Source organism: Rhodoferax sp., from assembly GCF_030646845.1.
Taxonomy (GTDB): domain Bacteria; phylum Pseudomonadota; class Gammaproteobacteria; order Burkholderiales; family Burkholderiaceae_C; genus Rhodoferax.
In genome coordinates, this window is the sequence record NZ_JAUSLE010000047.1 from 24,225 (window position 1) to 45,951 (window position 21,727).

The following is a 21,727-nucleotide window of genomic DNA, read 5'->3' on the forward strand; positions in this document are numbered from 1 at the left end:
ACATGCCCGCCATGGCATCCGTCATGAAGAAAACTCATTTTGCTATGTATTTCATAGCTGCATGCGCAGTTTTGACGGGGGCTACTCCCGCTTTTACTCAAGAGTCCACGCCGGCCGCTGCGCAACCCGCTGCGCTGACGCTGGCCCCCTTCAATGGCGTCGAAGCCAACACGCTGCACCCGGCCTGGCGCCTGGTCACGCTGCCCAAGGACAAAGGCGTACCGCCCTCGCGATTTGAGCTGATCACCCTTGCCGGCGAACCGGCCTTGCAGGTCAGCACCGACAAATCCTATGGCGTGCTGTCCCACGCCTGGCAGGGCCCGCCACCGACAGAACTGACCTGGCGTTGGCGCGTGGATCAGCCTCTGGCACAAACCGACATAGCCACCCGGGGCGGTGACGACGCGGCGCTCAAGGTGTGTGTCATGTTTGACCAGCCCGAGTCCGAGATTCCCTTTCTTCAGCGCGCCGGTCTGACTCTGACCCGCTCAGTGACCGGCCAAGACCTGCCAAACGCCACGCTGTGCTACATCTGGGACCAGCGCTATCCGCAGGGCACTGCCGGCGTCAACCCCTATACGGCCCGCGTGCGCTACATTGTGCTCGGGGGGCCTAACGCCCCAACCGGGCAATGGAGCACCCAGCGACGTCGGGTGGCCGATGATTTTCAGCGCCTGTTTGGCAGAGAGAGTAAGAGCACGCCCCCGGTCTCGGCGGTGGCGGTAGGCGCGGACAGCGACAATACGCAAGGTCACAGCCTCGCTTATCTCGGCCGGCTGCGCTGGCTGCCCTGAGTTCACGTCTGTCCGGTTGGCGTCGTCCCGTCCCCTTGCTACTGATCTTCCATTCATGAAAAAACTGGTATTGCTCGGCGCAGGCCACGCCCATGTGCACGTGCTGTCCACCCTGGCCGCCCAGCCCATGCCCGATGTTCAGATTACCCTGGTTGCGCCCTACCCGCGTCAGCTGTATTCCGGCATGGTGCCGGGCTTTGTGGCGGGGCATTACGCCCTGGAAGACTGTGTGATTCCGCTGGCACCGCTGCTGAAGAATACCGGCATCAAGTGGCTGACCCGCAGCGCCACCGGGCTGGATGCGAATGCACGCACTGTCACGCTGGATGACGGCAGCACGCTCAGCTTCGACTGGCTGTCAGTCAACACCGGGCCGGTGCAGGACCGGGACCAGATTGAACAGACCATGCCCGGCGCCAGTGAACATGGCCTGTTTGTGCGCCCGATCGAGGCGTTCGGGGCGCTCTGGCCCAAGGTGGCCGAGTTGGCAAAGACACGCGCCCTGCGGGTGGCCGTCATCGGCGGCGGCGCCGCGGGCATTGAGCTGGCGATGGCCATCCGGCACGGGCTGCGCAGTTCTTCCGTCACGATCATCAGCGGCGCGGCAGCCGTGGGCGCCAACTACACGCCGGCCGTGCAACAGCGGGTGGTCAAGGCCCTGAAGCGCCGCAACATCACGGTGCTGCCCGATCTGGCAGTAGGTATCCAGGCGGGAGAAGTTCTTCTGGGGTGTGGCGCCCGGCTGGCCTGCGACGTACCGCTGATTGCCACCGGCGCGCAGGCCCCGGCATGGCTGGCGGGCAGTGGCCTGGCGCTGGACGGGAACGGCTTTATCGCGGTGGATGCCTGCCAGCGCTCCACCAGCCACGCCCATGTGTTTGCCGCGGGCGATGTCAGCACGCGGGTGGATCGGGCCATCGCGCGCAGCGGCGTGTACGCCGTGCGGGCCGGGCCGGCCCTGGCCAACAACCTGGCGGCGGCCATCGCCGGTCGTGAGCCCACCCCTCACCAACCGCCCGAAAACACCTTGAACCTGCTGTCCTGCGGCGACCGGCAGGCCATCGCCAGCTGGGGCCACTACGCAGCGCAGGGGCGCTGGGTGTGGTGGCTGAAAGACCGGATCGACAGGGCATTTATCAAGCGGTACTCGCGTCCCCCTCTCACGCCCGCCGGAGACATGGACAGCGACGGTGCGCCAGCGAACAGACGATGAGCGGGGTGCCCGGCATGATTGGCATCAGACGGCGTGCCGTATCCCATCGCCCATTCTCTCCAACCCTCAAAAGGTTCACCATGAAAATCACTGAAATCAAAACAGGCCGTGCCCTGGCGTTTTTGCTCGCGGGTCTGCTGAGCACAGCGGGAGCGATGGCCGAAAAGCCGGAGTGGGCAGGCGGTGGCAAGCACGGCAAGCCCAAGCAGAACGAAATGCAGGAACATCAGGGGAAATCGGCGTCAGGCAAGACGGACCGGGCTGCCGGGCACTTTCGCGATGACCAGCGCACCGTGGTGCGAAATTACTATGGCGAGCAATACCGCGTTGGGCGCTGCCCGCCCGGGTTGGCCAAGAAAAACAACGGCTGCGTGCCGCCGGGGCAGGCCCGCAAGTGGGCGGTAGGCCAGCCAATGCCGCGTGATGTTGTGTCCTACAGCTTGCCCTCCGCCATCACCGTGCAACTGGGCGTGCCGCCAGCCGGACACCGCTATGTGCGAGTGGCCTCCGACATTTTGCTCATTGCCATCGGTACCGGGATGGTCGTCGATGCCATCCAGGACCTGGGTCGCCTCTAGCCGGACCGAGCCCGCAATGGCATGAAGGGGGAAACCCCTCAGCGCACCAGCAGCTTCGGCCCGTCCGTTCTGGCCGTGATCTCCCCAATCTCGGCCGCCGCATCAAACCCGTGCTGCTTGAAGATCGCCATCACGGCATCCACCGCGTCGGGCGCACACGACACCAGCAGGCCGCCACTGGTTTGCGGGTCGCTCAGCAGCGCCTGGTCGACGTCCGCAAAACCTGCGGGCAAGCCGATGTCGTGACCGTAACCGGCCCAGTTGCGCCCCGACGCGCCGGTGACCATGCCTTGCAGGGCCAGTGCACGCACACCATTCAGCAAGGGCACGCGAGCCCAGTCCAGTTGCACGGTGCAGTTGGCACCGCGTGCCAGTTCCAGCGCGTGGCCGGCCAGGCCGAAACCGGTGATGTCGGTCAGCGCGTGCACGCCCGCCAGTGCCGCCAGTTCGGGGCCGGGGGTGTTCAGCTTGGTCGTCACGGCGATCATCTGCGCGTAGCCGGCGGCATCGAGTTTTTCCTTCTTCAGCGCGGCTGACAGAATGCCCACGCCCAGCGGCTTGCCCAGAATCAGGCGGTCGCCCACCTGGGCATCGGCATTGCGTTTGACGCGGCTGGGATGCACCAGGCCCAGGGCCACCAGGCCGTAGATCGGCTCCACCGAGTCAATGGTGTGGCCACCGGCGATCGGAATGCCGGCCTCGCGGCAGACGGAAGCGCCGCCTTCGAGAATTCTGGCAATGGTGGCCGTGGACAGCACATTGATCGGCATGCCGACCAGGGCCAGCGCCAGAATCGGTTTGCCGCCCATGGCATAGACGTCCGAGATGGCGTTGGTGGCGGCAATGCGGCCAAAGTCAAACGGATCGTCGACGATGGGCATGAAGAAGTCAGTCGTCGCAATCAGGGCCTGCTCATCGTTGAGCTTGTACACGGCGGCATCGTCCGCGGTCTCGATACCCACCATCAATTCTTTGGGCATGGGCATGGCGGTGATGCCCTTCAGGATCTCGGACAGCACGCCGGGCGCGATCTTGCAGCCGCAGCCGCCGCCGTGGGACAGGCTGGTCAGGCGCGGCTCGCCCAGAGTGCTGCTGGCAATGCCTGGGCTGGTGGGAGTGATGGAGGTATTGGTCATGTTATTTCCATTGAATCGTCAGTTTATTTTGTTCGATAGATCAGGCGGCTGCCATCCGGGCGACCAGTTGGCGCAACAGGGCTTGCTCGCGCTGCGGCTCAAACAAGGGGGCACGCGCCTCGCATTGCTGGCGCAGCAGGGGCAGAAAACCGGCATCGTCGCGACAACGCTGCAATAACGCAGCCAGGGCCGCATCATCGCCCAAAGCGAAATACCCTGCATAGTGCGGGCCCAGCATGCCCACATTGCCGTCGATACGCGAGGCCAGCACCGGCGTGCCGCTTTGCACCGCTTCCAGAATCACATGCGCGCCGCCTTCCATCTTGCTGGGGTGCACCAGCACATGGGCGCGCTGGATGCGGCTGCGGGTCTGGGCATGCGCCAGGCCGCCCAGCCAGCGGTAATGCGGATGGCTACTGGCGGCTTGCTGCGCCGCCTGCCCGAGCGCGGGTTCGAGCGCGTCGCCAATGTGGTCCAGGTAGATGTCAGTTCGCTGCGCCAGGCGGGCCGCCGCACGCAGATAGGTCAAGGGGTCTTTTTCGTCGCGCAGGTGGCCCACCATCAACGCCCGGACATGCCCAGCGGTCTTGCTCAGCGTGGCACGCCGCGGCGCCGACTGAAAAATGACCCGGGTCTTGGGCCGTAGCGCCTCAGGCAGGGCGTCTGGCGCGCGTTCCTGCAGCACCACCAGTTGCCCAGCGGCCTGCAGGGCACGCTGGGCCGAGACGTCGGTGTGAATGTCACGGTACAAATCGGTACCGGTCAGCACCACCGCCAACCGCTCCGCGCCCTTGGCCTGTGCCCAGGCCAGCGCCGCGTCCGCCGATTTGCGCGCGTGCAGCGCCAGCATGACGTCGGCGTCCTCGCCCTGCCACTGGCTGGCGATGGTGGTGCGAAACAGCGGATGCAGCATGCGCGACCAGCGCCAGGCGGTTTGCCAGTTGCCGTTGTTGGACCCGGCCAGCGCCGGGCTGATGATCAGGACGTGCGGCTTCTTCATATGCCAAACAGACCTCTAACCCTCGTCTTCATTGCGCAACACGCTATCAATTTAATAGCATTCATACTCACCTTCAGCCTCGCGCCAGAAACACGGCAAACCAGTCCTGCGGGTCGCGCCATTGCTCGATCCGTGAGAAACCTGCCTCGCGCAGCAAGTCCTCAAACTGCTGCGGCGTGTATTTGCAGGAGTTTTCGGTGTGAATGCTCTCGCCTTGTTTGAAGTCGCGCTGCGCCCCCGGCCAGCGCACCGTCACGTCTTGTACGGCGTCCAGGTGCATCTCGATGCGGGCGTCCCCGGCCTTGTACAGCGCCCGATGCCGCCACTGCGACACCTCAAAATCGCTGCCCAGCAGCCGGTTGATGTGCAGCAGCATGTTGCGGTTGAAAGCCGCGGTCACGCCCAGCGCGTCGTCATAGGCCGGCTCCAGCACCGAGACGGGTTTGACCAGGTCCACGCCAATCAGCAAGCCGCCGCCCGGGGCCGCCTCGCGGGCCTGCCGCAGGAATACCAGGGCCTCGGCCGGCGTGAAGTTGCCGATGCTCGAACCCGGGTAGAACAGCAGGCGCTGCCCGTCACCCGCTGCCGGTGGCAGCGTCAAACCAGCCGAGAAGTCCATGCCCACGCCCACCATGTCCATCAACGGGTGCTGGCGCTGCAGACACTGCAGGGCGTCCTGCAAAAACGTGACTGAAATATCGACCGCCACATAGCGCGCGGGACGCAGCACGTCAAACAGGCGCGCCGCCTTTTCACAGTTGCCCGCCCCCAGGTCCACCAGGGTCATGCCTTGCGGGATCAGCGCCGCCATCGCCGGCGCGTGGCTGGCGAAGATGCTGGCCTCGGTACGGGTCGGGTAGTACTCGGGCAACTCGGTAATGGCTTCAAACAGGCGGGAGCCCAGCACGTCATACAGGTACTTGGGATGGGTGAAGGCGATGTCTGCCTGCAGACCACTCGCCAACTCGGCGCGCACGCCAGCATGGTCGTCCTGATGCAGCTGGACAAACAGGGGGGCTCGCTCGCGGACAGGAACTGGGTTCATCGGTTATCACCTTCTCGATGGGGTCGCAGGAATGCGCAAATACCCTGGCGGCGGTGCTGCCGTCCCGGCGGGTCAACAAAAGGGCGGGGTTTCGAGTCTAATCGGTGCTCGCAAAAAATTCATGGAGTCTCCAATGCTCATTTTTTCTTCCCCCCGTACCGTCAAAGCCCTGTTGGCTGGCGCCGTTCTGGCCTTCGGCAGCCTGGTCGGCGCGCAGCCCGTGTTCAAGGTGACCGCCATCCCCGACGAGTCGCCGACCGAACTGGCGCGCAAGGCGGTGCCGCTGGTGAAGTACCTGGAGCAGAAGCTGGGCATGAAGGTGGAGTTCACCCCGGTGTCCGACTACGCCGCCGCGGTGGAAGCGCTGGCCAACAAGCAGGTGGACATGGCCTGGTACGGCGGCTTTACCTTTGTGCAGGCCAACATTCGCTCCGGCGGCAAGGCCGTGCCCTTGGTGCAGCGCGAAGAAGACGAGAAATTCAGGTCGGTTTTCATCAGCAGCGACCCGGCCATCAAGACCCTGGCCGACCTGAAAGGCAAAACCGTCAGCTTTGGCTCGCAGTCCAGCACCTCCGGCCACCTGATGCCACGCAGCTTTCTGCTGCAGGCCAATATCGACCCTGACAAGGACTTCAAGCGCGTGGCCTACTCCGGTGCGCATGACGCAACAATAGCCGCCGTGGCCGCTGGCAAAGTGGACGCTGGCGCGCTCAATATCTCGGTGTGGGAAAAATTCGTGGCCGACAAGAAGGTCGACACCAGCAAGGTCAAGGTGATTTACACCACGCCACCCTACTTCGATTACAACTGGACCGTCCACGCCGACATGCCAGCCGCCCAGCGCGAAAAACTGACCAAGGCCTTTCTGGACCTGAACAAGAACACCCCGGAAGGCAAGGAAATCCTGGAACTGCAGCGCGCCACCAGGTTCATCCCCACCAAAGCCGACAACTACAAGGGCATCGAGACCGCGGCCCGCAGCGCCGGTCTGATCAAGTAAGTCGAACTCGCTATTTAAATGATAGCTACCTACGCCCTATCCACGAGGGCCAGAGGTCGATTTCATTCATGAAAATCTTGTTGGAAAACTGCTCCGGGTACCACCCCGCCGCCCGTGCCAATGCGCCGGCGGCGCTGCGTAGTGTGAGCCTGCAGGTGGCCAGCGGCGAGCAGGTGGCCGTGATCGGCCCGTCCGGCGCCGGCAAGACCACGCTGCTGCATCTGCTGGCTTGTGCGCTCAAACCGGCGCAGGGCAGCCTGCAACTGGACGGCCGCGATCCCTGGGCCTTGTCGCGCGGTGACTTGCAGCGGCTGCGCGGTGAACTGTTTCTCGCACCGCAGGTGCCGCCGCTGCCGCCGCGGCAACGCGTGGTCACTACGGTGCTGGCCGGACGGCTGCCGCACGAAAGCCTGTGGACCAGTGTGCGCAGCCTGTTCTACCCCACCGGTATCGCGCTGGCCGACCAGGCGCTGGCGCGTTTTGATGTGGGCGACAAGTTGTTCGAGCGGGTCGACCGGCTCTCGGGCGGCGAACGCCAGCGCGTCGGCCTGGCCCGTGCGCTGGCCACGCAGGCCCGGCTGTTTTTGGTGGACGAACCCCTGTCCGCGCTGGACCCGACCCGGGCCCAGCAAGCCATCGAATCATTGACCGGGGCGGCCCACGAACGGGGTGCCACGCTGGTGGCCACGCTGCACCATGTGGAGATGGCGCTGCGCCATTTCCCGCGCATCATCGGCCTGCGCGACGGTGAGCTGGCATTTGACCTGCCGGCCGCACTGGTGACACCGCCGTTGCTGCACCAGTTGTACGAACAGCACCTGGACGAACTCAACGGTGCGCCGCCTGCGGCCTTGCCGGACGCGCCCGAGGCGCCCGCCCCTGCGGCGATGCATTGCCGCTAGCGCCACCGGCCATGCAAGCCACGCTTCTCCCGCCATTGCCCCGCGCCCCAGGCCCGGCCCGGCGTGACCCGGCCTGGCGCGGACGCGTGTTCTGGACCCTGGCCGCGCTGGTGCTGCTGTGGCCGATGCTGGTGCTGACCGAGTTCAAGCCCTGGCTGCTGCTGGAGCCGGACGCCCTCAAGCCCACCTTGCGCTTTCTGGGTGATTTTTTCCCGCCCAAGCTGGACGGCGAATTTATGGCGATGGTGGCGCGCGAGACATGGCGCACGGTGGCCATCGCCACCGCCGGCCTGACGCTGGCCCTGCTGCTGGCGATCCCGCTGGCGCTGCTGTCAGTGCGGGTGCTGTCCATCTCCGCCCTCACCGGCCCCATGGCGCTGCTGCCATCCGTGGTGCGGCAACTCGTGCGCTGTCTGCTGATCGTGCTGCGCAGCGTACCCGAGCTGATCTGGGCGCTGGTGTTTGTGCGCGTGGTCGGGCTGGGCCCGACCGCCGGTGTGCTGGCCATCGCGCTGACGTTTGCCGGCATGCTGGGCAAGGTGTACGCCGAGATTCTGGACAGTGGCGAGACCCATGCCACCAGCAGCCTGCTGCGCAATGGCTCGGGCCGTCTGCAAGCCTTTTTGTATGCGCTGCTGCCGCAAAACGCGGCGGAGCTCACCAGCTACACCGTGTACCGCTGGGAATGCGCCATCCGTTCCTCGGCGGTGCTCGGCTTTGTCGGCGCGGGTGGGCTGGGCCAGCAGATGGACGCCTCCATGAAGATGTTCAACGGCTCCGAGGTGGCGACCATGCTGCTGGTGTTCATGGCGCTGGTCTGGCTGGCCGACCGCATCAGCGCCTGGCTGCGGCGGGGCTTGGCATGACACTTGACGTCAAGGCGGCGGCCAACGAGGTCTACAAGCTGCCGCCCCGGCTGTTTGATGCCCGCTGCAAAGCCTGCTGGTTCACGCTGGGGGTACTGCTGCTGGTGGCCTTGAGCTTCTGGACCCTGGACCTGAAGTGGGCGCAATTTCTGTCGCTTGATGCCCTCAACAAGATGGGCCGGTTCCTGGGTGAGCTGCTGCACCCCGAGACCAGCCCGGCATTTCTGACGAAGCTGCTGTTCGCCGCGCTGGAAACACTGGCCATGTCGGCACTGGGCACTTTGCTGGCGGTGCTGCTCGGGCTGGCGCTGGCCCTGCCTGCCAGCAAGGCGTTTGATGGCGACCCGGCGCGCTGGCGCACGCTGACCCGGCTGCTGCTGAACGCCTTGCGCAGCATTCCCGAACTGGTCTGGGCCACCTTGCTGCTGATTGCAGCCGGCCTGGGGCCGTTTGCCGGCACGCTGGCGCTGGGCTTGCACACCGCCGGTGTGCTGGGCCGCCTGTTTGCCGAGGCCATCGAGAACGCACCGCCCGGTCCCGGCTTTGCGTTGCGCGTGCGGGGGGTGGCCGAGAACCGCGTGTTTTTTTATGCCACCTTGCCGCAGGTGCTGCCCCAGCTGATGAGCTACACCCTGTACCGCTGGGAAAACAACATCCGCGCCGCCGCCGTGCTGGGGGTGGTGGGGGCCGGCGGGCTGGGCCAGATGCTGGCGTTTCACATGGGGCTGTTCCAGATGGGTGAAACCAGCAGCGTCCTCATCGCCATGCTGGTGCTGGTGGCGCTGGTGGATGCGCTCAGCTACGCCAGCCGACGCTGGCTGGCCAGTTAGATCCCGAACGCCCGGAGCGCCACCTCGTCATCGGTTGACTCCCATGTGGCCAGGGAGGAACCAAAGTATTGCGCCAGACTCTAATTTTGCATGTGATTGCGCTTGCGCGGCGATCAGCGGCCCCTCGGGTCTCTGTGCGCTGTCGTACAGACGGGACTTCAACGATTTGACACCCTCCATGCATGTCAATCGGCTGGGCAAAAACTTCTATTGCCCTCATTGAACTTATGGATTGGCACTCGATCATAGAGAGTGCTAATATTATAAATATGACAAAAAGGAGTTCTGGCATGACTAATCAAACTGGAGTTGCAGGTGCCGCACTGGCAGTCGCCAATCCGTGGTCGCTGGTGCCCCCCTTGGGCAATCTGGATGCCTATATTTCGGCAGCCAACCGCTTGCCCATGCTGACGCCCGAAGAAGAGCAGGAGTTCTCGCGCAAGTTCAGGTCAGACAACGATCTGGACGCGGCCGGGAAACTGGTGCTTTCCCATTTGCGGCTGGTGGTGTCGGTGTCACGCCAGTACCTGGGATATGGCCTGCCCCATGGCGACCTGATTCAGGAAGGCAATGTCGGCCTGATGAAGGCGGTCAAACGTTTCGATCCGGACCATGGTGTGCGTCTGGTGAGCTATGCCCTGCACTGGATCAAGGCGGAGATCCACGAGTACATTCTGAAAAACTGGCGCATGGTGAAGGTGGCTACCACCAAATCCCAGCGCAAGCTGTTTTTCAACCTGCGTTCCATGAAGCAGCGCTACAAATCCGACGATGCGGCGGCCGATGCCGGCACGCACCGCGAGACCCTGAACGAAGACCAGATCGATGCCATGGCGGCCACGCTCAAGGTCAAGCGCGAAGAGGTCATCGAGATGGAAACCCGGTTGTCGGGCGGTGATGTGCTGCTGGACCCCAGTCCATCCGACGACGGCGAGGACGCCTATGGCCCGATTGCCTACCTGACCGATGCCACGCACGAACCCACCGCGATGATTGAGGCCAGGGAGCGCGACGTACTGGCCAGCGATGGCATTGCGACCGCGCTGGAAGCCCTGGATGAGCGCAGCCGCCGTATCGTGGAAGAGCGCTGGCTCAAGGTGAACGACGACAACTCGGGCGGCATGACACTGCACGAACTGGCAGCCGAGTACGGCGTCAGCGCCGAACGCATCCGCCAGATCGAAGTGGCGGCCATGAAAAAGATGAAGAAGACGCTGGCCGAATACGCGTAAGTCCGGCCTGCCCGTGAAATGAGGCAAACTCCGTAGGTTTTTTTGCTGAAACCTACGGAGATTTGTCATGAACCGCACTTTGCTGCGACGCACCGTTCTGGTCGTCGCCCTCACCTCGCTCACCGGCCTGTCTTTCGCGCAGAAAGCGAAGCCCAACGCTGCACAGCCCTGGCCGACCAAGACCGTGCGCATCGTTGTCGGCTTTCCGGCCGGATCATCGCCCGACCTGACCGCCCGCACCCTGGCTGAACCGCTGGCCAAGGCGCTGGGCCAGGCCGTGATTGTGGAGAACAAGGTGGGCGCCGGTGGCAATATCGCTGCCGACTTCGTGGCCAAAGCCACTGACGATCACACCATCGGCCTCATGATCAATGGCAACATGACGATTGCCAAGCTGCTCAATCCCAAGCTGAACTATGACCCGCTGAAAGACCTCACGCCGATCAGCCTGATCGGCATGTCGCCGCTGGTGTTGACAGCACCTGCGGGGTCGCCCGGGGCCACGGCGCAGGAGTTTCTGGCAGCGGCCCGCCAGGCGGGTGACAAGTGGAGTTACGGCTCGCCCGGCGTGGGCACGGTAGGCCACATTGGCATGGAACTGCTCAAGAGCCGCAGCGGCATCAACCCCGTGCACGTGCCCTACCCCGGCTACCCGCAGGTGGCGACTGCCATGATCGGTGGGCAACTGCAGCTGTCCATGATGCCGCCAGCACTGGCCCTGGCCCAGATCCGGGCAGGCAAGCTGCGCGCCATTGGCGTGACCTCGGGCGGACGCAGCACGCTGGCACCCGAGTTGCCCAGCATGTCGGAAGCCGGCGTGCAGGGATTCAACCTGGAAATCTGGAACGCGGTCGCGGCCCCGAACTCGCTGCCCAAGCCGGTCGTGGCCAGACTGTCCGCCCTGTTCAGCGAGATCGTCCGCACCCCCGAGATTCGGCAAAAGCTGTTCCAGCAGGGCTGGCAGGTGGCGGGCACCACATCCGAGGGTCTGGCCAACCGCGTCAAGTCCGATACCGCTGTGCTGGGCGGCATCATTGCCACGCGCGGCATCAAACCTGAATAGTCAAAGAAATCGCCCTTTAGCCCCCATCCATGGGGCGCATTCAGCTATTGTTTTGATAGCGTACGCAGGGCCCGCTGCACAATGTAGCGGGTTTGGGGCGCAGCCGACTCGTCGAGCCAGCGCTCACACAACCCGCTGACCCATTGCGGCTGCGACTTGCTGGCATCGTTGAGCCAGTTCGCCACCGAGTTCTGCACGTAGCGGCTCGGATCGGCGCGCAACGGCTCCAGCAAGCTCAAAGCCCGCCACGGCTCGGCCTTGAGAACCTCGATCTGGGCGCACCAGACACCGCGCGGACGGGTCAGCTCACTGGCGAAGCGGCGAATGTTCGGGTCACGGTCGAGGACCCAGGGCTGCAGCAACGCCACGCCTCGATCGGGCGCCGCCGCCAGCTCGTCACGCACCGCCATCCAGGCGGTTTCACGCGCGCCGAAATGGCGATCGGCTGCGAACCGCCGTACCGAGTGCAGCTTGTCAGGCAAGGCCAGTTCCGAGAGCATGACCCACTGGGCCGCCCAGCAACGGGCGACGTCACTGGCATGCGTGGCCAGGCGATGGGCGATGGCGTCACGTTCGGAATGGGCCGCCGTCAGGTCGTAAAGGGCGCGCGCCACATGCAGGTGGCGCTTCATGGGCTTGAAAGCCCCGAGCATGGCCAGTGTGTCACTGAGGCGTTCATCGCCGGCATCCAGCCCGATGTGGGTCGCCACGCTGGCCGTCAGGCGCGCCAGGTCGATCGCCAGAAATTCATTGAGGTTGACCGTCTCGATCAATCCCTCATTCAGCGCGTCCAGCACGGGCGGCGGGATCAGCGCGATACGGGCCGCGCCAGTCCGCCCCAGCAGCGGCTGGAGGTCTGCCATGCTGACTAGGGTTGCAACAACAGCTTGATGTCGGCCGCCAGTGGCTGGGCACCGGTGCCGTAGCGGGTGTACAGACGCAACTTGCCCTGCGTGTCGTACACATAGCTGCCCGCCGAGTGGTCCATGGTGTAGCTGGTGGGCGTTTTGCCATCGACCTTTTTGAAATAGACCTTGTATTCCTTGGCAAGCGCTTCCAGCTTGTCGGGCGTGGTGTACAGCGCCAGAAACGACGGATCAAAATTGGCCATGTACCCTTTGAGCACTTCGGGCGTGTCGCGCTGGGGGTCCACCGTGACAAACAGGCCCTGCAAACGCTCGCCATCCTTGCCCAGCAGCTTTTTGACTTCGGCCAGCTCCGCCATCGAGGTGGGGCACACGTCAGGGCATTGCGTGTAGCCAAAGAACAGTACCACCACCTTGCCGGTGAAATCCTTGATGGTTCGGGGCTGGCCGTTGTGGTCCGTCAAGGCAAAGTCCCGCGCGTAGTCTGCGCCGGTGAGGTCGATCGCGGCAAAACTTGGTTTTTTCTCAGAACATGCAGAAATTAGACCGGCAGCCCCCGCAACCATTGCGCAAGTTGCTATGAATTTAAGAGCATTTCTTTTTTTCATGGGATCCGTCACAGTACATAGTGGTCCACCAGCAAGGCGGCAAACAGCACGCTGAGGTGAATGAGGGAGAAACGAAAGGTCTTGCGGGCCAGTGCGTCCGAGTAGTCGCGCCAGAGCCAATAAGCATACAGACAAAACCCCACACTCAACGCCAACGCGGCGACGAGATAGATCCACGAACTCATGCCGTAGATATATGGCATGAGGCAGGCGGCGAACAGCATGAAGGTGTACAGCAGCACCATCAGCCGCGTGAACTCGTTGCCATGCGTCACCGGCAGCATGGGCAAGCCTGACTTGCGGTAGTCTTCCACGCGGTACAGGGCCAGGGCCCAGAAATGCGGCGGCGTCCACAGGAAAATGATCAAAAACAGGATAAGGGCTTCCGGCCCGACGGTGCCCGCCATCGCCGCCCAGCCCAGCACGGGCGGCATGGCACCCGAGGCACCGCCAATCACAATGTTTTGCGGCGTCAGGGGTTTCAGGATCACGGTGTAGACCACCGCATAACCGATGAAGGTGGCAAAGGTCAGCCACATCGTCAGCGGGTTGACCCAGACATACAACACCGTGGAGCCCAGCCCACACAGCACGCCCGAGAACAGCAGCGTCTGCCGGTCGTTCAGCTCGCCTTTCGCCGTGGGGCGCCAGGCGGTGCGTTTCATCTTGGCGTCGATGCCTTTTTCGACGATGCAGTTGAAGGCGGCCGCGGCGCCGGCCACCAGCCAGATGCCAAAACAGGCCACCAGCGCCCGTTGCACCTCCACCCATGACGGTACGCCGGGCACGGCGAGCACCATGCCAATCAGGGCGCAAAACACGATGAGCTGGATCACACGCGGTTTGGTCAGGGCGTAGTACTGCCGAAACACGGAAACTTGAACGGCTAGCAAATTGGCACTCATGCGGGGACTCTCGATGCAGAGGTTTCTGGGGCGACAGGCGCCCGGGTTCGTGGGTCGGTCCGGCTGGCAGCGATGGCCCAGGTCAAAACGATGCCCAGCGCGCCGGCCCCACCAGTATGCAGCACGGCGGCCACCAGGGGCCAGTCGAGCACGACGTTGCTCAGGCCGGTCACCAGTTGCAGGCTGATGAGCGCGGCGATCCAGCGGGAGGGACTGCGCATCGCCGCCACGCGATTCAGTCGCCAGGCCAGTACACCGAGCAGCGCCAGGACAATGAACGCCATGATGCGGTGAACATAGTGAATGGCCGTCAACGCGGAAAAGCTGATGTGCTCGCCCGTGCCGGTCAGCCCCAGCTCGCGCCAGAGCTCAAAACCCTGGCGGAAGTCCATCAGCGGCCACCAACTGCCCTGGCACATCGGAAAATCGGTGCAGGCCAGCACAGCGTAATTGGTGCTGACCCATCCGCCCAGCGCAATTTGCAGTACCAGCAGCGCAAAGGACAGCCACAGCAGCCGTCGCAAGCCCGCGCGCATGGCCACCGGTGCCATGCCCCCCTCAAACTGTGCAGAGCGTACGACCTGCACGCACAGCAGCGCCAGCAGCGCCAGCCCCCCCAACAGATGAAGCGTGACAATTGCGGGAAAGAGCTTCATCGTGACCGTCAAAGCGCCAAACGCGCCCTGAATGCAGACCCATACCAGGGTCAGTGTCGGCCACCAGGGACTCATGAGACGTGCCCGCCCATTTCGCGCTGAACGCTTCCAGCCCACCCAACTCACGATCGCCAGCACCAGAATGAGCACGCCAACGCTGGTAGCCAGATAGCGGTGAATCATTTCAACCCAGGCTTTGCCGTGCGTCACCGGGCCCGTGGGCATGGCGCTTTGGGCCGCTTCAATGTGGGCACTGGCGCCGATCGGGCTGGCGTTGCCATAGCAGCCGGGCCAGTCGGGACAGCCCAGACCCGAGTCGGTCAGGCGGGTGAATGCGCCAAACAAGACCAGGTCAAAGGTCAGGAACAAAGTCAGCAAGGTCAGCGCCTGGAGCCGCCGCAGCGGCGTGGCGTGGCGGTGCTGATGCCACACCCACACCAATGGCCCCAGCGCCAGCACGACGCCGCCCAGCATCAGGCGCGCCAGCGGCGACAGGTCGTAGAGAGATTGCACCTGCAACTGCTCCTAATTGCCGCCCGCAGCCGCAGGCTCCCGCCCGGCCCGGTCCCACGAAGCAGACGCGCGCATGAGGCGTTCCAGATCCCGTTTCGCCTTCGCGGCGCTGGATACATCCAGATTGGGGGGAAAACGCATCATCCAGTTGCCCATCGGGTCAACCAGGTACAGGTGCTCGTTGAGCTGGTGACCACTGTCCGGCGCCAGCCACCCGGACAGGCCAGCCATGGGCACGCGCAATACCGTGGCCTCCTTCAGCCCCGGCAGCAGCTTGCTGGCCACCGGCGCATCGTCCGGGATCAGCCAGACCCAATCGACCCGGTCCTTCTCCTTGCCCAGGCTCTCGCGAAGCTGGCGCTGCAGATACAAGTGGCGGCTGCAGGTTTCGTCGCAGGCGCCACCCGCCACGCTGACCAACAACCATTGCCCCTTCAGCGCCTTGAGGTTTCCGGCTTGACCGCTCAGGCTGACGCTGGCCTGGTCGGGCAAAGCGCGCTGCGGATCGATCAATTGGCCGAAATTGCGGCGACCCTCCGGGCGCACCACGTAGTAAGTGAAATACGAGGCCACGATCGGCGCTGCGCAGACCAGCATCAAAACCAGCATTGTCCAGCGCCCTTTGCGTCGTGCCTGCAGTTCCACGACCTGTTCCGGCGAGGGGATGGAATGAACGGTCAAACCCAGCGGTTGATCGGCGTGGCGGGGGCCTGAGCCTTTTGACGCCTCAGGCGCGCTTTGGGTAGATGAATCGTCTAACAATTTGAAACCAGACATAAAGAATTGCGATCAGACCGCTGAGTCCGAACCATTGAAAAGCATAACCATAATTTTTGTCGACGCCCATCCTGGCAAGCGGCCATTCGCGAAGCAGGCCTTCACTGGCGGCGCCAGTCTGCTGAACCCAGACTGACAGCAACGGCAAGCCGGTCTCGGCGCGAAACTGCGCGATATCCAGATTCTGACGTATAGGCCCTGTCTCAGTGCCGCCGAGCTCGTATAGCTTGGATAACGGGGGGACAATGCGTCCCCCGATTTCAACTACCCCCGCAGGTGTGTCAAGCGTTGGCACGCTGGTGCGATCGACAAAATTTCTCGCGACCCAGCCGCGCTGAACCAGGATGACCGCCTCACCGCCCTCCAGTTTCATGGGCGTCACCACATACAGACCCGGCTTGCCGTTCATGGGGCGATTGTCGAGAAAGACCGTGCGTTCGGCGAGCCAGCGGCCACGCAGACTCACGCCCCGGTACATCTCCTGCGCCGGATCGGGCAGCGAGGCCATCGCCGGTCCACTCAGTGGTGGCGATCCCGTCTTTTCGTCGATGCTGGCCTGCACCGCCTGCTTCTGGGCAGCACGCGACAACTGCCAGCGCCCCAGCGCCAGCGTAACGGCGATCGCCAGCAAGGAAGAAAGTGTGATCAGCCAGAATTTCGAGCGCGCAGTCACCGGATAATCGTCTCCATGAAGTACTTAGTCATTCTTGCGTTTTTCGCCATCATTGGCAGTCTCGGTACCGCCCTTTTCTTCATGATGAAGAACGATGCCAGCGGAAAATCCAGAGGCCAAAAAATGGCGCGTGCACTGGCCATGCGGGTGGGTATTTCCATTCTGCTTTTCGTCTGCATTCTGGCGGCCTGGAAGCTCGGCTACATCCACCCTACCGGCATCCCGTCGGGACAGTAGCCGACGCATCGCCCGCACCAACCAAAAAGGCACCGCGAGCGGTGCCTTTTTTCAGGTCGCCCGGCAGCTTAAAGCCAATAGACGAGGACGTAAAGTCCGAGCCACACCACGTCCACAAAGTGCCAATACCAGGCAGCACCTTCAAAACCAAAATGCCGCTCGGCCGTGAAGTGGCCTTTTTGCAGACGCAGGGTAATGAACAGCAGCATCAACATGCCCACGAGAACGTGGAAACCGTGGAAACCGGTCAGCATGAAAAAGGTGGACCCATAGACGCCTGAAGTGAGCTTCAGGTTGAGCTCATGGTAGGCATGGTAGTACTCGTAGCCCTGAACACACAGGAACACGATACCCAGCAAAACAGTCAGCCACATAAAGGCAATGGTCTTGCCCCGATTGCCACCGATCAGGGCGTGGTGCGCAATGGTCAGCGTGACCCCTGAACTGAGCAACAACGCGGTGTTGATCGTGGGAAGCCAGAACGGCCCCATGGTCTGGAAGGGCTCCACGGTGCCGGCCGGGGACCCGGTCACGCCTGCCGCGAGGCTGGGCCAGACAGCCTTGAAATCAGGCCAGAGCAATGCATTGCCCAAGTTGCCCAAGTCCGGCACCGAATGGGCACGAGCCCACCACAATGCCGTGAAAAATGCGCCGAAGAACATCACTTCCGAGAAGATGAACCAGCTCATGCTCCAACGGTAAGACAAGTCGATCTTGTGTCCGTACTGGCCGCCTTCGCTTTCACGAACAGCCTCGCCGAACCACTGATACAGTACGCCCAGAAACCACACCATGCCGAAGGCCAGCAAGTACTTGCCCCAGTCCGAACCGTTGATCCATTGACCAGCGCCAAAGAAGACACATAGCAGACCAAACGCGGCCAAAACAGGATGCCGCGACGGATTGGGCACAAAGTAATACGGGGTTGTACCGTGTGTTGTTGAACTCATTTCAGCTCCATTCCTTCCAGTTCTCTTCAATCATTTCAGGTGCCGGGCCGCACTTTATTTAGCGACAACCCAATTCACCAACACTATCAAACCAACTACAAAAACAACTGCAATCCCGATCCCCACTCCAATGATATGAAATGGGTTGACCCGGGCCATGTCTTCCTGCGATTCACTATTTTTTCGAATGCCAAAAAACGACCAGGCGACCATCTTGATGCTGCGTAAAAAAGATCCAGCGCGCACCGGCTCCCTGGCCTTGCCATCCTCACTCAAGAACCCGCTCCAATGACCAGGTGCCCACGGGCATCGGCGACGGGCGCCGGCGGCGTTTTGCCGCCTACCTCAAAAAACGTATAGGACAGCGTGATGGTCTTCACATCCTTGGACAGCTTGGGATCAATCACAAAAACAACCGGCCAGGACTTCTTCTCACCCGCTTCCAGTGTGTACTGGCTAAAGCAGAAGCACTCCAGCTTGCTGAAATGGGCGCTTGCCTGCTGCGGGGCGTAGCTCGGGATAGCCTGGGCAGACATGCGCCGGTTCTGCACATTCTGGAACTCGTACATCACGGTCGCCAATTCGCCCGGATGAACCTGCAATGAACGCTGCGCCGGTTTGAACTCCCAGGGTCCGCGCGAATTCGCATCGAACTCAATCGTGATCGTACGGCTGGTGTCCACCTGCGTATTGGCGGGCAGAGTCACGGTGGCACCGGGTATGTTGCGGTCCCCGAGCGCCAGGACGTTGATGCCCGTCATCTCGCATATGGCCTTGTAAATCGGCACCAGCGCATAGCCGAATGCAAACATGCCAGCCGCCACCACGGCCAGCTTGCCCACCATCCTGACATTTGCGCGCCGCAGACTCATGGTCTATTTACCCAGGAAAGCCATCTTGATCATGAATCCAACAAAAAACACCGCAACAACCGACAGCAGGATCAAGCCGGTCTTCAGATTGGTTTTCTTTTGTTCAGGCGTCATGTTGGATCTCAGTTTGCGTCTTAACCAATGATTTTGGTTGCCGTCGCGTCCAGTTTGGGCGGTGTGGCAAAGGTGTGGAACGGCGCTGGCGAGGGCACTTCCCACTCCAGCCCTTCGGCACCGGCGCCATCAGCGTCGTTCCAGGGGCGCTGGGGCGCCTTCTTGCCCTTACCACGCATTGCAGGCACCACAATGAACAGGAAGAAATAGACCTGCGCAAAGCCGAAGAAGAAGGCACCGACCGAAGCCACCGCGTTGAAATCAGCGAACTGCATCGGGTAATCGGCATAGCGGCGTGGCATGCCGGCCAAGCCCAGGAAGTGCATCGGGAAGAAGGTCACGTTGAACGCGATCATTGACCACCAGAAGTGGATCTTGCCGCGGGTTTCGCTGTACATCACACCGGTCCACTTGGGCGCCCAGTAGTAGAAACCCGAAAACATGGCGAACAGGGAACCAGCGACCAGCACGTAGTGGAAGTGAGCCACGATGTAGTAGGTGTCCTGCAGCTGGATATCGATCGGCGCCATGGCGGGAATCAGCCCGGTAAAGCCGCCGATGGTGAACACAAAGATGAACCCGACGGCAAACAGCATGGGCGTCTCAAAAGTCATCGAGCCCTGCCACATGGTGGCGATCCAGTTGAAGATCTTCACGGCAGTCGGCACCGCGATCAGCATCGTGGCGTACATGAAGAACAGCTGACCGGTGACCGGCATGCCGGTCGTGAACATGTGGTGAGCCCATACGATGAAGCTGAGAATCGCAATCGAGGAAGTTGCGTACACCATGGAGGCGTAGCCAAACAGTTTCTTGCGCGCAAACGCGGGTACCACCTGGCTGATGATGCCGAAGGCCGGCAAGATCATGATGTACACCTCGGGGTGACCAAAGAACCAGAAGATGTGCTGGAACATGACTGGATCGCCGCCACCGGCGGGGTTGAAGAAGCTGGTGCCAAAGTGGCGATCCGTCAGCGTCATGGTGATGGCACCGGCCAGCACCGGCATCACGGCGATCAGCAGGTAAGCGGTGATCAACCAGGTCCAGCAGAACATGGGCATCTTCATCAGCGTCATGCCAGGCGCGCGCATGTTCAGGATGGTCACGATGATGTTGATCGAGCCCATGATGGAACTCGCGCCCATGATGTGCAGCGCGAAAATACCGGCATCCATGCTGGGGCCCATTTGCAGGGTCAGCGGCGCATAGAACGTCCAGCCGGCAGCGGGCGCGCCACCGGGCATGAAGAACGAGCCGGCCACCATCAGGCCGGCCGGAATCAACAGCCAGAAGCTGAAGTTGTTCATGCGCGCAAAAGCCATGTCAGCAGCGCCAATTTGCAGCGGAATCATCCAGTTCGCAAAACCAACGAAAGCCGGCATGATGGCGCCGAACACCATGATCACGCCGTGCATGGTGGTGAGCTGGTTGAACAGCTCGGGATTGACCAGCTGGAGGCCGGGCTGGAACAGCTCGGCACGAATCAGCAACGCCAGTACCCCGCCAAGCATCAGCATGGTGAAGCTGAACAACAGATACAAGGTACCAATGTCCTTGTGGTTGGTCGCAAACACCCAGCGGCGCCAGCCGGTGGGCGCATGATCGTGATGATCGTCGTGGGCGTGATCGTGGTGGTCTAGAACAGCACTCATTCTGATTTCTTTCTCAATACTTGTATTCGTGGCACGGCTGCTTACTTGCGTGCAGCGGTGATGTCGGCCGGCTGAACCAGTTGACCCGTCTTGTTGGACCAGCTGTTCTTGGTGAAGGTGATGACAGCCGCAATATCAGTGTCGCTCAGCTGCTTCCAGGCCGGCATACCAAGATTTTCGCGGCCGTTGAGCATCACCGCAATCTGGCTTCCCTTGTCGGCATCCAGCACAACGGCAGACCCATCGAGCGGCTTGATCGGACCAGCACCCTTGCCGTTGGCCTGGTGGCAGGCGGCACAGTTGGCAGCATATACTTTTTCGCCGCGCTTGGTGATGTCTTCTGCGGTCCAGACCTTGGTCGGATCATCGGCTTTGGCAGCCATTTTCTTCTTCTCACCCGCCACCCACTGCGAGTAGTCCGCGGCAGAGACGACCTTCACGTGGATCGGCATGTAGGCATGCTCCTTGCCACACAGCTCGGCGCACTGACCGTAGTAATCGCCAATCTTTTCGGCACGAAACCAGGTATCGCGCACAAAGCCGGGAATGGCATCCTGCTTGACGCCGAAGGACGGCACCATCCAGGCATGGATCACGTCAGTCGCGGTGGTAATGATGCGGACTTTCTGGTTGACGGGCACCACCAGCGCGTTATCAACTTTCAGCAGGTAGTCGTTGACTACTTCGCCGGCCTTCGGACCGCCGTTGTCGGACATGGCACGCTGCGTGCTGTCCAGCGATGCAATGAAACCAATGCCCTCGCCTTCACCCTTGAGGTAGTCATACCCCCACTTCCATTGCATGCCGGTCGCCTTGATGGTGAGGTCGGCATTGGTCGTGTCCTTCATCGCCACCACCACTTTGGTAGCCGGCAGCGCCATCAGAATCACGATGATGAAAGGCACCACCGTCCAGATGATTTCCACAGTGACCGATTCATGAAAGTTGGCCGCCTTGTGTCCGACCGACTTGCGGTGCTTCCAGATCGAATAGAACATCACCGCGAACACGGCGACAAAGATGACCGAGCACAGAATCAGCATGAACCAATGCAACCAGGCCTGTTCCTCGGCAATTTTGGTGACTGGCGGATGCAAATTCAGCTGATTGACAGCCGGTCCGCCAGGCAAATCGCTGACTGCATGTGCCGCTGTGAAAGCCACGGTGCCGGCCCAAGCACTTGCGGCCAGCAGCACGCCGGCCAATTTATTGAAAATGCTCTTCATCATGTTCACTTTTTCA

Annotated in this window: 25 protein-coding genes; 10 read left to right on the top strand and 15 right to left on the bottom strand. The window is 62.3% G+C overall.

What is annotated here, in order from left to right:
• Positions 1-2 precede the first annotated feature (2 nt).
• The 3 genes from Q7T10_RS10675 to Q7T10_RS10685 all read left to right on the top strand — a co-directional run bounded on the left by Q7T10_RS10675 (position 3) and on the right by Q7T10_RS10685 (position 2,585).
• Positions 3-794 (top strand): DUF3047 domain-containing protein, encoded by a 792-nt coding sequence (locus tag Q7T10_RS10675; RefSeq protein ID WP_304748016.1) that lies wholly within the window; start codon positions 3-5, stop codon positions 792-794.
• Positions 795-849: 55 nt separating this feature from the next.
• Positions 850-2,007, top strand: coding sequence for an FAD-dependent oxidoreductase (locus Q7T10_RS10680; RefSeq protein WP_304748018.1), 1,158 nt, complete (start codon positions 850-852; stop codon positions 2,005-2,007).
• Between the two features lie 80 nt (positions 2,008-2,087).
• Positions 2,088-2,585 (top strand): RcnB family protein, encoded by a 498-nt coding sequence (locus tag Q7T10_RS10685; RefSeq protein ID WP_304748020.1) that lies wholly within the window; start codon positions 2,088-2,090, stop codon positions 2,583-2,585.
• Between the two features lie 38 nt (positions 2,586-2,623).
• Here Q7T10_RS10685 and selD read toward each other — a convergent pair whose 3' ends face one another.
• The 3 genes from selD to egtD form a co-directional block, all read right to left on the bottom strand.
• The gene (selD, locus tag Q7T10_RS10690; RefSeq protein ID WP_304748022.1) at positions 2,624-3,721 is read right to left on the bottom strand and encodes a selenide, water dikinase SelD; all 1,098 of its coding nucleotides are present in this window, start codon (positions 3,719-3,721) and stop codon (positions 2,624-2,626) included.
• A gap of 40 nt (positions 3,722-3,761) precedes the next feature.
• Positions 3,762-4,721 carry a selenoneine biosynthesis selenosugar synthase SenB gene (gene senB / locus Q7T10_RS10695; protein ID WP_304748025.1) on the bottom strand — a complete coding sequence of 320 codons (960 nt, stop codon included), beginning with the start codon at positions 4,719-4,721 and terminating at the stop codon, positions 3,762-3,764.
• Between the two features lie 73 nt (positions 4,722-4,794).
• Positions 4,795-5,766, bottom strand: coding sequence for an L-histidine N(alpha)-methyltransferase (gene egtD, locus Q7T10_RS10700; RefSeq protein ID WP_304748027.1), 972 nt, complete (start codon positions 5,764-5,766; stop codon positions 4,795-4,797).
• A 133-nt stretch (positions 5,767-5,899) separates the two neighbouring features.
• On the opposite strand from egtD, the gene Q7T10_RS10705 reads away from it, so the two are divergent.
• The 6 genes from Q7T10_RS10705 to Q7T10_RS10730 all read left to right on the top strand — a co-directional run bounded on the left by Q7T10_RS10705 (position 5,900) and on the right by Q7T10_RS10730 (position 11,659).
• The gene (locus Q7T10_RS10705; RefSeq protein WP_304748029.1) at positions 5,900-6,766 is read left to right on the top strand and encodes a putative selenate ABC transporter substrate-binding protein; all 867 of its coding nucleotides are present in this window, start codon (positions 5,900-5,902) and stop codon (positions 6,764-6,766) included.
• A 68-nt stretch (positions 6,767-6,834) separates the two neighbouring features.
• Positions 6,835-7,668, top strand: a complete 834-nt coding sequence (locus tag Q7T10_RS10710) for a phosphonate ABC transporter ATP-binding protein (RefSeq protein ID WP_304748031.1) — start codon at positions 6,835-6,837, stop codon at positions 7,666-7,668.
• An 11-nt stretch (positions 7,669-7,679) separates the two neighbouring features.
• Positions 7,680-8,534, top strand: coding sequence for an ABC transporter permease (locus tag Q7T10_RS10715; protein WP_304748033.1), 855 nt, complete (start codon positions 7,680-7,682; stop codon positions 8,532-8,534).
• A complete protein-coding gene (gene phnE / locus Q7T10_RS10720; protein ID WP_304748035.1) occupies positions 8,531-9,364 on the top strand; it encodes a phosphonate ABC transporter, permease protein PhnE in 834 nt (277 codons plus the stop codon). The genes Q7T10_RS10715 and phnE overlap by 4 nt, the downstream gene beginning before the upstream one ends.
• Positions 9,365-9,654: 290 nt before the next feature.
• Entirely contained in the window at positions 9,655-10,596 is a 942-nt protein-coding gene (gene rpoH, locus Q7T10_RS10725; RefSeq protein WP_304748036.1) for an RNA polymerase sigma factor RpoH, read from the top strand.
• Positions 10,597-10,663: 67 nt separating this feature from the next.
• Positions 10,664-11,659, top strand: a complete 996-nt coding sequence (locus tag Q7T10_RS10730) for a tripartite tricarboxylate transporter substrate binding protein (RefSeq protein ID WP_304748037.1) — start codon at positions 10,664-10,666, stop codon at positions 11,657-11,659.
• A 44-nt stretch (positions 11,660-11,703) separates the two neighbouring features.
• Here Q7T10_RS10730 and Q7T10_RS10735 read toward each other — a convergent pair whose 3' ends face one another.
• From Q7T10_RS10735 to Q7T10_RS10760, 6 genes are read right to left on the bottom strand one after another with little or no spacing between them, the layout of a single operon-like run.
• Entirely contained in the window at positions 11,704-12,522 is an 819-nt protein-coding gene (locus tag Q7T10_RS10735; RefSeq protein WP_304748039.1) for a DNA alkylation repair protein, read from the bottom strand.
• Between the two features lie 5 nt (positions 12,523-12,527).
• A complete protein-coding gene (locus Q7T10_RS10740; protein ID WP_304748041.1) occupies positions 12,528-13,133 on the bottom strand; it encodes an SCO family protein in 606 nt (201 codons plus the stop codon).
• 8 nt (positions 13,134-13,141) lie between these two features.
• Positions 13,142-14,038 (bottom strand): heme o synthase, encoded by an 897-nt coding sequence (cyoE, locus tag Q7T10_RS10745; protein ID WP_304748042.1) that lies wholly within the window; start codon positions 14,036-14,038, stop codon positions 13,142-13,144.
• Positions 14,035-15,168, bottom strand: a complete 1,134-nt coding sequence (locus Q7T10_RS10750) for a heme A synthase (RefSeq protein WP_304748114.1) — start codon at positions 15,166-15,168, stop codon at positions 14,035-14,037. The genes cyoE and Q7T10_RS10750 overlap by 4 nt, the downstream gene beginning before the upstream one ends.
• Before the next feature lie 51 nt (positions 15,169-15,219).
• On the bottom strand, positions 15,220-15,984 hold the full coding sequence (locus Q7T10_RS10755) for a hypothetical protein (protein ID WP_304748044.1): 765 nt from the start codon (positions 15,982-15,984) through the stop codon (positions 15,220-15,222).
• Entirely contained in the window at positions 15,935-16,657 is a 723-nt protein-coding gene (locus Q7T10_RS10760; protein WP_304748046.1) for an SURF1 family protein, read from the bottom strand. Before Q7T10_RS10760 ends, Q7T10_RS10755 begins: the two co-directional genes overlap by 50 nt.
• 15 nt (positions 16,658-16,672) lie before the next feature.
• Between Q7T10_RS10760 and Q7T10_RS10765 the strand changes: the two genes are divergently transcribed.
• A complete protein-coding gene (locus Q7T10_RS10765; protein WP_304748047.1) occupies positions 16,673-16,894 on the top strand; it encodes a twin transmembrane helix small protein in 222 nt (73 codons plus the stop codon).
• Positions 16,895-16,962: 68 nt separating this feature from the next.
• Here Q7T10_RS10765 and Q7T10_RS10770 read toward each other — a convergent pair whose 3' ends face one another.
• The 6 genes from Q7T10_RS10770 to coxB are packed head-to-tail and all read right to left on the bottom strand — an operon-like array spanning position 16,963 to position 21,711.
• Complete coding sequence (locus Q7T10_RS10770) at positions 16,963-17,844, bottom strand: cytochrome c oxidase subunit 3 (RefSeq protein WP_304748048.1); 882 nt, start codon at positions 17,842-17,844, stop codon at positions 16,963-16,965.
• 54 nt (positions 17,845-17,898) lie between these two features.
• On the bottom strand, positions 17,899-18,120 hold the full coding sequence (locus tag Q7T10_RS10775) for a DUF2970 domain-containing protein (RefSeq protein WP_304748050.1): 222 nt from the start codon (positions 18,118-18,120) through the stop codon (positions 17,899-17,901).
• Complete coding sequence (locus Q7T10_RS10780; protein WP_304748051.1) at positions 18,117-18,716, bottom strand: cytochrome c oxidase assembly protein; 600 nt, start codon at positions 18,714-18,716, stop codon at positions 18,117-18,119. Before Q7T10_RS10780 ends, Q7T10_RS10775 begins: the two co-directional genes overlap by 4 nt.
• A gap of 3 nt (positions 18,717-18,719) precedes the next feature.
• The gene (locus Q7T10_RS10785; RefSeq protein ID WP_304748052.1) at positions 18,720-18,830 is read right to left on the bottom strand and encodes a cytochrome oxidase small assembly protein; all 111 of its coding nucleotides are present in this window, start codon (positions 18,828-18,830) and stop codon (positions 18,720-18,722) included.
• A 20-nt stretch (positions 18,831-18,850) separates the two neighbouring features.
• A complete protein-coding gene (gene ctaD, locus Q7T10_RS10790; RefSeq protein WP_304748054.1) occupies positions 18,851-20,485 on the bottom strand; it encodes a cytochrome c oxidase subunit I in 1,635 nt (544 codons plus the stop codon).
• A 41-nt stretch (positions 20,486-20,526) separates the two neighbouring features.
• Positions 20,527-21,711, bottom strand: coding sequence for a cytochrome c oxidase subunit II (gene coxB / locus Q7T10_RS10795; RefSeq protein WP_304748115.1), 1,185 nt, complete (start codon positions 21,709-21,711; stop codon positions 20,527-20,529).
• Positions 21,712-21,727: the final 16 nt, after the last annotated feature.